We start from the raw sequence: 1,880 nt of genomic DNA, 5'->3' as shown, positions 1-1,880 counted from the left end.
TCCGTCGTCGGCAGCGTCAGATGTGTATAAGAGACAGTCTCACGCGTGAGCCCACGCGATGACTCACGCGTGAGTGCCCAGCAGCGCGATGCGTCGCACGTCGAGTGGTCGCCGGCCAGGTGCAGCCGGCGACGCTCGTCACGTCGTCGGGCCAGCTCGCGACGCTCCTCGACGCGAGCCGCACTCTCCTGGTCGCGCCAGTCGACCTGCCAGCCGCGTTCGCTCTCGGTCCATACGCCGGCATGTACGAGCTCGGCCGCATCCTGGGCGGGCTCCTCCGAGTCGCCGATGCGAGCCAGAGCGCGTCTCGGGAGCCAGCCGTCGGTGAGCTGCTTGTTGCACCAGATGAGCGCCTCGATGTGCAGCATGCGGGCCGAGCGCGAGACCTCGAGCAGGTCCGCGCGGTCGGGGAAGTCGTCGCTGAGTCGCGTCCAGGTCATCCGCTGCCCGCCTTCACCGCCGGCGTGTGGTCGTTGAACTCGATGCGGCCGAGGATCCGGGCAGGGTGGAAGCCGCCGGGCGCGAGGGCGAGGCGACGCTGCGTGCGGAAGCTCCCGCATCCGGGCCGCAGGGCGTGGCAGGCCTCCCCCGTGGCCGCACCGCACCATGGGCATGGCCGGTCGATCGGGTGAGCACTGTCGTCGCCCATCAGCCTGCGTCCCGCGCGGGCGCGTCGGCCTCATATCGCGTCTCGATCCACGCGAGCACGTCGTCGCGCTTGTATGCGACCTTCTTGGGGCTGAGCCGGAAGGATCGCGGGCCGCACCCGACGTGTCTCCACCAGCGGAGCGTCCCGACCGGGACGTTGAGCAACGCCGCGGTTTGCGCGGTCGTGAGGATCTGTGGCGCGTCGGCCATGATCGATGCTCCTGTCGCTTGAGCGTGTCAATCTGTGCGAGAACAGAGTGAGTGATCGGTTTGGGTTGTGTCAACCGCAGCGCGCATGTAGCGTTTGTGCGCGTGGAGAGTGTTGGCAGCGCAGCAGAAGTGTTCGGCGACCGAGTGCGCGAGATCCGGAAGGCTCGCGGCTGGGCGCAGCGCGAGCTCGCGGCGCGGCTTGAGCAGTTCGGCGTGAGCCTCCATCAGACGATGGTGGCGAAGATCGAGAACGGCACCCGGCCTACGACCGTGCCGGAAATCTTCGCTCTCGCAAAGGTTTTCGCCGTTCCTTACCGCGCACTCCTCCCGAGCCTCGAGGAGGACCCTGTGCTCGCGGACCTGTGGCGAGCGCAGTGGCAACTCGACGAAGCCATGGACCGGCGTTACATGGCAGAGAAAGAGGCCTCGGAAGCCCAAAAGGAGCTCGAGAAGGCGGCGCAGCTCATCGAGACGCGCAAGTTGCTGCTCGAGGAGGCCGCGGCACGAGCCCGAAAAGCCGGCCACTCGGTGCAGATCACCCAAGACGGACCCGAACTTCGGGCCGAGGTTGTCACCAACCCTCTGGGCGAGAACCTGCGCGAGTACTACGTCGGCGAGGAGGACGAGAATGCCAAGCATCAAGCGCAGGCCTAACGGCTCCTGGCGCGCTCGATACCGCGACGAGACGGGGCGCGAGCATGCCCGCCACTTCCCTAGGAAGCTCGATGCCCAGCGCTGGCTTGACGAGGTTACGGCGTCAGTTGTGCGCGGCGACTATGTCGACCCTCGCGCCGGCGCGGTCACCTTTGACGACTACTTCGGCCGGTGGGCGCAACGCCAGGTCCACGCCCCCATGACCGAGGTCGCGACGGACCTCGTCCGCCGCTCCGTCCCGTTCGGCACGGTGAAGATGGCCGCACTCCGGAAGGCTCACGTCGAGCGCTGGGTCAAGGACATGCAGGCAAGGGGATACGCCCCCTCGACGATCGCGACTCGCGTCAACACGGTCCGCGCCGTGTGCC

At 67.8% G+C, this 1,880-nt stretch carries 4 protein-coding genes and 1 pseudogene; 2 read left to right on the top strand and 3 right to left on the bottom strand.

Going from position 1 to position 1,880, the window contains the following annotated elements; translation table 11 throughout:
- The 3 genes from ACPYOM_RS21800 to ACPYOM_RS21790 form a co-directional block, all read right to left on the bottom strand.
- Nucleotides 1-440, bottom strand: a 440-nt coding sequence (locus tag ACPYOM_RS21800; protein WP_481347560.1) for a hypothetical protein, incomplete at its 3' end; no start/stop codon positions are given.
- Complete coding sequence (locus ACPYOM_RS21795; protein WP_481347559.1) at nt 437-649, bottom strand: zinc finger domain-containing protein; 213 nt, start codon at nt 647-649, stop codon at nt 437-439. The genes ACPYOM_RS21800 and ACPYOM_RS21795, both read right to left, overlap by 4 nt.
- Nucleotides 649-858, bottom strand: coding sequence for a helix-turn-helix transcriptional regulator (locus tag ACPYOM_RS21790; protein ID WP_481347558.1), 210 nt, complete (start codon nt 856-858; stop codon nt 649-651). Before ACPYOM_RS21790 ends, ACPYOM_RS21795 begins: the two co-directional genes overlap by 1 nt.
- 102 nt (nt 859-960) lie before the next feature.
- Here ACPYOM_RS21790 and ACPYOM_RS21785 point away from each other — a divergent pair, with 102 nt between their 5' ends.
- Together ACPYOM_RS21785 and ACPYOM_RS21780 are read left to right on the top strand one after the other, a co-directional pair.
- Entirely contained in the window at nt 961-1,512 is a 552-nt protein-coding gene (locus tag ACPYOM_RS21785) for a helix-turn-helix domain-containing protein (protein WP_481347557.1), read from the top strand.
- A pseudogene (locus ACPYOM_RS21780) lies at nt 1,487-1,880 on the top strand (tyrosine-type recombinase/integrase); the annotation flags it as partial. The gene ACPYOM_RS21785 and the pseudogene ACPYOM_RS21780, both read left to right, overlap by 26 nt.

This window comes from Monashia sp. HAY1-2A (assembly GCF_056755315.1).
The sequence above is the reverse complement of the archived record's forward strand: the minus strand, read 5'-3'. Positions and strand labels throughout refer to the sequence as shown.